The following is a 7,022-nucleotide window of genomic DNA, read 5'->3' as shown; positions in this document are numbered from 1 at the left end:
CGCCGAGTACGAGGCACTCCACGCAGCAACCCCAGCACCAGAAACCGTCCTGGAAACCAGCTAACCCACCGTCCACCAAACCCGGGGCTTGACAGTGTGTCGGTGTCATTCCTGGCTGGCCAGTTGATCGTTACTTCGGGCGATGGCGGGCCGCTCGGCGGAGAGGTCCAGTGTCGTCGACAGCGCGAAGTACAGGATCGCGGCCACGGTCAGGCCGACCGCGAAGGCGATGTCCACGCCGGACAGGGCGTCTGCTCCGGGGCCGGACCAGAAGGTCAGGGAAAAGAAAGGGACTTCCGCGGCCAGTCCCAGGGTGTAAGCGACCAGTCCGCGCCACGCCCAACTGCCGTAGATTCCGGCCGGGGTGAACAGGTCGAGAATCGCGTAGCGGCCTCGGCGGACCAGGAAGAAGTCGACCAGGTTGACCGCACTCCAGGGCACAATCAGATAGAGCAGGAGGAGCAGGATGTTACTCAGGGTGGTCTGTACGGAAGAGTTCAGCAGACTCAGTGTGATCGAGGCGCAGATCACGGCCACCAGCGTGCTCACGGCCACCCGCACCCGGCGGGTCGGCTGTAGCGGTTTGACGGAGTCGAGGGCTGCGATGGTGCTCAGGGCGGCGCTGTAGGTCTCGAATCCGACGGTGGCGGTGAGGATACCGACGGACAGGAGGGCCAGCGCGCTGCCGAAGCCGCCGGTGATCAGGTTGCCGGCGTCGCGGATGCCGACGATGGGGTCGGCCGCGGCAAGGCGGGTGGCCGTCCAGGCACCGAGGGCCATCAGCCAGATCGATGACCCACATGTCCCAAGGACGACCCAGGTCAACAGCCGCCAGGCGCTGGTACGGGACGGCAGATACCTGGTGTAGTCGGAAACAGACGGGGCGTATGTCAGGGTGTAGCTGGTACTGACAGTGAACTGCACCATGAACGCCACCCAGGTGAAACCCTCCGGGGGCGACGGGCTGGTGTTGAGGTTCCCGATGATGATCTCGGCGGACAAGACGAGCCACAGCGGCAGCGAGGCCACGAAAAGCACACGGAAGATCCAATGGAGCCAGTCGTGGCCGAACACGGCGAGCAGCAGGCCGATGAGGCTGGCGATTAGGGCGATCAGCGTGGTGTTCCAGCCGAAGATCTGTTTCAGGCCCTGGGCGATGATGAGCACGGTGAGGACGAAGAAACCGCCGAAGGTCAGCACGCTGACCAGCATGGGAGTGATCGCGCCGCGATAGCCGAACTGCGGTCGTGATTGGACCATCTGGGGCAGCCCGAGGCGCGGCCCCTGGGCCGCGTGGAAGGCCATCAGCACAGTCCCGAGGAGCAGGCCTACCGCGCCAGCCAGCACGGTCCAGCCCATGGACAGGCTCAGGGACGGGCCGATCAGTCCCAGGGCCAGGGTGAAGGGGTGGAGGTTGAGGACGAACCAGAACGGCCCCTGCTGCCAGGCGTGTCCATGCCGTTCCCGTTCGGGAATGTAATCGATCGAATGGATCTCGATCTGAGGGACTCGGCCCGCCCCCGCGGAACGATCCCCGGACTCTTTCGCGGTCATGGCATCCCTCATTCTTCACAGATCGCGGAGAGAGGACTGAGCCGCCCTCGAGACAACAGGGGTCGGGACTCGACGCCTTCGCCAATAACGCGTGAGTCGGCGTTCAGGGCCCAGTCCGGCCAATCAACACCGAGCCGGACGGTTACCTGCCGAGAACGGCTGTCCATGGCGCGATTCTCGCGGGAGCCGGCAAGGACCGCGCGCCGAGGCCATCATCGTCCGGGTCAGCCCACCGGACAGCCACAGGTGGCCTGGAGCAGCCCAGCGGCTTAGCGTGAAGACCAGGCGCGAACACACCGGTCCGCACCGAGAGGCACCCCTGACGGAGGCAAAAAAGATGTCAGAGCGTACCGACCACGCCGCACAGTTCCTCGACGCCTACAACAACCGCGACTGGGACACCATGAAAGGCCTGTGCGCCGAAAACGTCACCTACTACGACAACGCCCTGGGCGCGGGCGGAGCCCGCCGGGACGACCTGATCAACTTCTGGAAGGCCTGGACCGAAGCCCTCTCGGACGAGCGGGTCTTCGACATCGACTACATAGAAGACGAGGCCAAGGGCATCGTCATCACTCCGCTCACCTTCCAGGGCACCCATGACGGCGACGACTACCTGCCCGGCCTCAAGGCCAACGGCAAGGAGTCCGCCATCCGCTGCTGCACCATCTGGCGCTTCGACGCCGACAACAAGATCACCAGCCACGAGTACTTCTGGGACCTCTGCGCCCCCCTCGTGGAACTGGGACACCTCCCGCAGCCGTTCCTGCGGGAGAACTTGAAGCAAGCGACACAGATCCCCCCGAAGGTCGGCGCCCACTACTGATTCCTCCCGATGACGCCGTACAGTCGGGGGTAGAGACCCGCTGTTGGCGGACACTCGAAATGGGCATGTTCATGTCACTGAAGATGAACATGTGGGCGATGAAAACTGCCCTGCCGGACGGGTTCCGGCAGGGCAGTACCCCATGTTCCCTTCGGGTGCGCCTTGCCGACCCTGGTGGCTAATTCCCTCAGGCTGCGAGGGTGAGGTTGAGCCGGGCGAGGTGGCTGGTGCGGGTTCGGTCGAGTGGATGACCGTTCCACCAGGCGTTGAGGCGGATCGGCGATGTCGTCGTGGCCGTCGCCGGGGTGGTGGTCGGCGAGGGTGTCGCGGAGTCCGCGCGGACCCGGATGCGCGGAATGGTGCCGTGTGTGGCCTGACCGGTTACTTGTAGAGAGGGCGTGCCGTGAGCTGCGGTGACACGCTCTGGCTGTCATCCTGGGAGGTCAGACAGCCCCGGGCCGGACCCGGGCCGGAACACGGCGTGAGGACACCGCCAAGCGGAGGCCACCATGCTGATCAGTCACAGCTCCGACGGCGACATGCTGCAGGTAACCCTGCACCGCCATCTCGACATCGCTACCCGAGCCGCGGCCGTCCAGGAGATCGAGGCCCTCATCCACGCCCACCGGCCCCGCTGGGTGACCCTCAGCGTCCCCGACGGGGAACCGGCACCTGCCACTCTCAGCACCGCCCTCCGCCTCCACCGCATGTGCCAGAACCTGGGTATCGCGCTGGACCTGACCGGAGCGTCCGCGGCGATGCAACGCCCGTTCCATACGAACACCGCGTAGGGCGCCGTCCTCACCTACGGCGTGTTCTTACGGCATCCGCATCCGGAACACGGCTGCGGATGCGAGTGGGACGACACCTGGCGCATGGTCTGGGCGCCGGCCACCGAACCCGGCGCTGTACCGATCACCGCCCTGCGGCACCCCGCCGCTCGGGTGACCGCAGCCGGCATCCCCAACCCTGACGAAGGCACGCCCGCGGCTTGGGCCGCCTGATCCTCAGCACTCCGAAGGCCCGTGTTCCCTGCGACCCACCGCAGGGAACACGGGCCTTTTTGCGTTCCCGGCCCCCGTAGCGACTCGCCAGGACGGGCGACAGCACGGGCGTTTCCCAAATTTGGGAAACGACGGACCGCTACGCTGCCTCCCGCACGTGCAGGTCAACGCGATGCCTCTCACCAGGGTGATTTGCCTGGGGAGCGCCTGAGCAGCGACGATCCGGCGCGGAAGTGATCGCATAGGTGGAGGTTGGCGTGGACGCAGTCGCGAACTACTCGGAGAAGGGAGGCGTCGGGAAGACGAGCAACTCCGCGGGCATGGTGGCCGAAGCCGCCGAACGCGGGCTGAACGTCCTCGCCGTCGACCTCGATCCCCGGGCCACGCTCACCGAGGAACTCGGAGTCAAGGACCCGCGCTTCACGCTCAACGACCTCCTCTACATCGACCCCGAAGCCGACACGCCTCCCGGGGATCCAGCCGAACTGATCCACGACGCGATCGTGCGGGCTGGCGAGGGATGGCCGTCCAACGTCTGGGTGCTCCCCTCGGAACGGCCCCTCGGTCGCCGCGAGACCGACTCCACCATGTTCGAGGCACGGCTGCGCCGGGCCCTGGAGGGGCTGGATGGAGAAATCGACCTTGCGGTGATGGACGTCCCGCCACGAGCGGGCGGCAAGCTCGCCACCTGCGCGCTGATCGCAGCCAAGAAGGTGCTCATCCCCGCCACACTCACCGCCGACGGCCGACTCGGAGCCGAGCAAGCGCTTCGCACCATCCGGTTCGTCAGCGCCCCTGGCAGCGGGATGAACGAGAACCTGGAAATCGCCGGGGTGGTGAGGAGCATCCTGCCGAAGAAGGACGACATGCGCGCCGTCAACCACTTCGTCAACGGGCAGCTCGTGGAAACCTTCGGCGACAAGGTGCTCGATCACCTCACAGCCGATGAGGGGCATTACCCGGGGATCGTCAGCTACTCCGTACGAGAGGAGTGCCGGGTGGCCTGCACGCCAATCACCTCCGCTCCCGGCCGCGAGGCCAAGAAGCTCCGTGGCTGGTACGGCCAGCTCCTGGACCACCTAGTGACACAGAAGGGCGCCTGATGGCTTCCAAACTGCTTCAGAAGGCCGCAGCCGCCGCGCCCCCTGCAAAAGCTGGACGGGGCGGCCTCCAGAAAGCCGCAGACCGAGCCGACCCGGCCGACACGGCTGTTGCTCTCGTGCCGCTCCCGCGCGCTGCTCACGAGGGCACCGCGGCCGAACGCCTGGCTGTGCTCGAAGGCATCATCGGCAAGGCTCAGGACAACGCGGAACTCACCGTGCGACAGGCGAAGGACAGGTTCAGCCGCGAGGCCGGCCCCGCCCTGGCGCTCATCCACGACGATGAACTCTGGCGGCCGGAGTACGAGAGCTTCGTCGACTACGTGAAGCGGCGGTGGGACTACTCCTCCACCCACGGCTACCTCCTGGTCGCCACGGCCAAGGTGCAGAAGGCACTCCCGGAAGGAGCGAGCGCCAACACCGGACACGTCCAAGTCCTCGCCCCAGTGCTCGGCACAACGGCCTGGAAGCCGTCAGTGAAGCCTGGGGGAAGTCCGACAAGAAGAACGGACAGCCCACCGCAGCGGCTCTCAAGGCGGCAGTCGACACGGCAACCCGAAGAAGGCCATCCAGGGCGAGGTGCTCAGCAGCACCAACCACCCGGCCACCACACCGAGCGCGCTGGGACAGCTGGAGAACGCCGTGGCCCTCGCCAAGAAGCACCTGACGCGAGGACTGGTGAAAAAGGCGTTCGAGGAAAACCCGGAGGAGACCCGCCGTCTTGCGGAGGAGATCGCTTCCTGGGCGTCCACAGTGACGAAGGCCGCCCCCCAGTAGCGGCACTGATATCCCAGGGCCAGTTTCCCAAATTTGGGAAACTGGCCCTGCTGTGTGGTCGGCGCGCAGTATTCGCACGACCGGGGTCAGGTCTCGTAGAGGGCGCGCATCGCGGCGTAGAACTCCTGGGGGCGGGCGGCCTCGCAGCTGTCGCAGTGGTACCGGTGGAAGTCGGTGCGGGCCGGGTGGTCCTGTTGGGCGGAGCGGCCGCTGCTGCGGAACTCGGGTCGCATCGGTCGCGAGCACAGCGGGCACGGGTCGGCGTAGATCAGTTCGTTCAACATGCGGCGGACTGTGCACACGTCGGCGGCTTACCGTCTCGGGCTGCCGGGACGGCCCGCCTGGCGGGCGCTGCGGTAAAGACTTGGTGATGGCCTCCCGCCCGGCGGGAAGGACCCCGGATCGCCCTTTTGCGCAGGTCATGACCGGTGTTCCATGGCCCGGTGATCAGTAAATCGGCGCTCCGTCCGGGTGACGGAGTGCGCTACCTCTTCCGCGGCGTGATGGTCGGTGACGGCTACCGCCCCGCAGGCACGGCGCTGCGCGACGCCCAGGACGGGGCCGGTGTCCCGCCCGGGATCTGGCGGGGCCGGGGTCTGGAGGCGGTCGGCCTCACGGCCGGGGACGTGGTGAGCGAGCGGCAGGCCGAACTGCTCCTGGGGGAAGGCCGGCACCCGGACGCCGATCGGATCGAGCGCGAGCGCCTGGAGGCGGGCGACGATCCGGCGAAGGCCCGGCGGGCGAGTGTGCTGGGCAGCCCATCGAGCACAACCGGTCGCCGAAGACGGAGAAGGCCAAGGAACGCGTTCCCTGGCTGGGCATGGACCTGGTGTTCCGGCCGCCGCCGACGGCGCACATCGCGTGGGCGCTGCTGGGTGACGAGGAACGCCGGGTGTTGGAGCTGTGCCAGGACATTGCCGTGGACAAGACGCTGAAGTGGCTGGGGGAGTCGGTCGCGCAGATCCGGTCGGGGAGCGGCGGCAAGCACCGCAAGCCGATCCGGGACGGCGGGCTGATCGTCGCGGTGTTCCGGCACTACGAGTCCAGAGCTGAGGAGTCGAAGCCGCTGCTGCACGATCATGCGGTGGTGTCGATCCGCGCCCGCCGGCCGGACGCCAAGGGCACGTGGGGCAACCTGTCGGCGGACACGCTGCTGTCGCACATCGTTGTCGCCGACACCCTGTACCTCCTGTTCTTCATGGAAGAGGTGTCCGCCCGCCTCGGGTGGGCGTGGGAGCCGCGCGAGGTGACACCCGGCCGCCGTCCCGTCATGGAGATCGCGGGCATAGATCAGCGGCTCATCGGCTGGCAGTCCACGCGCCGTCAGCAGATCGAGGAAGCGCTGTTCGTCCTCACAGCCGAGTACGTGGAAGAGCACGGGCACGCGCCGGGGGAGCGGGCCGCCTACGGGCTGGCCTGCCGGGCCGCCGACCGGACGCGCCCGCCCAAGCGCAAGGACATGCGGCCGCTGTCCGAGCTGCGCGAGAGCTGGCGGGAGTCGGCCATCGCCGCGTTCGGCGCCGACGTCATCGACCGGCTGGCGCAGCGGGCGCGGGCGGCGGCCGCGGCGGTGTGGGCGCGGGTGCGGCCGGTCGTCGACGTCGCCCTGGCGGCCGTCGACGTCGTCGCCGTGGTGTACGTGATGCGCGGGGCGTTCAAGCGCCACCTGTCAAGCCCCGGGTTTGGTGGACGGTGGGTTAGCTGGTTTCCAGGACGGTTTCTGGTGCTGGGGTTGCTGCGTGGAGTGCCTCGTACTCGGCG

6 protein-coding genes and 1 pseudogene are annotated in these 7,022 nt (G+C 67.5%); 5 read left to right on the top strand and 2 right to left on the bottom strand.

Annotation, left to right across the window (positions count from 1 at the left end):
* Nucleotides 1-105: 105 nt before the first annotated feature.
* The gene (locus ABZT03_RS42350) at nucleotides 106-1,554 is read right to left on the bottom strand and encodes a cytosine permease (RefSeq protein ID WP_356049410.1); all 1,449 of its coding nucleotides are present in this window, start codon (nucleotides 1,552-1,554) and stop codon (nucleotides 106-108) included.
* 337 nt (nucleotides 1,555-1,891) lie between these two features.
* Here ABZT03_RS42350 and ABZT03_RS42345 point away from each other — a divergent pair, with 337 nt between their 5' ends.
* From ABZT03_RS42345 to ABZT03_RS42330, 4 genes are all read left to right on the top strand, one after another.
* On the top strand, nucleotides 1,892-2,380 hold the full coding sequence (locus ABZT03_RS42345; protein ID WP_356049409.1) for a nuclear transport factor 2 family protein: 489 nt from the start codon (nucleotides 1,892-1,894) through the stop codon (nucleotides 2,378-2,380).
* Nucleotides 2,381-2,889: 509 nt separating this feature from the next.
* Complete coding sequence (locus tag ABZT03_RS42340; RefSeq protein WP_356049407.1) at nucleotides 2,890-3,171, top strand: hypothetical protein; 282 nt, start codon at nucleotides 2,890-2,892, stop codon at nucleotides 3,169-3,171.
* Between the two features lie 470 nt (nucleotides 3,172-3,641).
* Nucleotides 3,642-4,487, top strand: coding sequence for an AAA family ATPase (locus ABZT03_RS42335; RefSeq protein ID WP_356049406.1), 846 nt, complete (start codon nucleotides 3,642-3,644; stop codon nucleotides 4,485-4,487).
* A 576-nt stretch (nucleotides 4,488-5,063) separates the two neighbouring features.
* On the top strand, nucleotides 5,064-5,261 hold the full coding sequence (locus ABZT03_RS42330; protein ID WP_356049405.1) for a hypothetical protein: 198 nt from the start codon (nucleotides 5,064-5,066) through the stop codon (nucleotides 5,259-5,261).
* A gap of 86 nt (nucleotides 5,262-5,347) precedes the next feature.
* Here the strand turns inward: ABZT03_RS42330 and ABZT03_RS42325 are convergent, their stop codons facing one another.
* Complete coding sequence (locus tag ABZT03_RS42325) at nucleotides 5,348-5,545, bottom strand: hypothetical protein (RefSeq protein WP_356049404.1); 198 nt, start codon at nucleotides 5,543-5,545, stop codon at nucleotides 5,348-5,350.
* 219 nt (nucleotides 5,546-5,764) lie between these two features.
* Here ABZT03_RS42325 and mobF point away from each other — a divergent pair.
* A pseudogene (gene mobF / locus ABZT03_RS42320) lies at nucleotides 5,765-6,927 on the top strand (MobF family relaxase); the annotation flags it as partial.
* Between the last annotated feature and the right edge of the window lie 95 nt (nucleotides 6,928-7,022).

This window comes from Streptomyces sp. NPDC005574 (assembly GCF_040605435.1).
GTDB lineage: Bacteria > Actinomycetota > Actinomycetes > Streptomycetales > Streptomycetaceae > Streptomyces.
Note: the sequence above shows the minus strand (reverse complement) of the source record. Positions and strands in the feature narration are given on the sequence as shown.